We start from the raw sequence: 231 nt of genomic DNA, 5'->3' as shown, positions 1-231 counted from the left end.
CTCTATGGAGGCTATGCCGAGACATGGTGGGGCCCTGGCGAGGATGGCACATTGCTCTTCTCGACATCCGCGCGTCCTTTTCCGAAGGTCGGCTTCAAGCGACTTTCGCCCGAACCCATCGACCTTCCGGTGTTGCGCTGGCTCGGCCCCATCCGGTTTGATGCCTTCGCAGGCGTGCTGGACGAGGAACGGGAGTTTTCCAATCCCGGAGTGATCGGCATCCGCATCGGC

At 61.9% G+C, this 231-nt stretch carries 1 protein-coding gene; it reads left to right on the top strand.

Going from position 1 to position 231, the window contains the following annotated elements:
* On the top strand, positions 1–231 hold a 231-nt coding region (locus tag ACEN88_RS36420), incomplete at both ends, for a capsule assembly Wzi family protein (RefSeq protein WP_413347229.1).

The sequence above is a fragment of the Massilia sp. CT11-108 genome, assembly GCF_047302915.1.
Lineage (GTDB): Bacteria > Pseudomonadota > Gammaproteobacteria > Burkholderiales > Burkholderiaceae_D > Telluria > Telluria orientalis.
The sequence above is the reverse complement of the archived record's forward strand: the minus strand, read 5'-3'. Positions and strand labels throughout refer to the sequence as shown.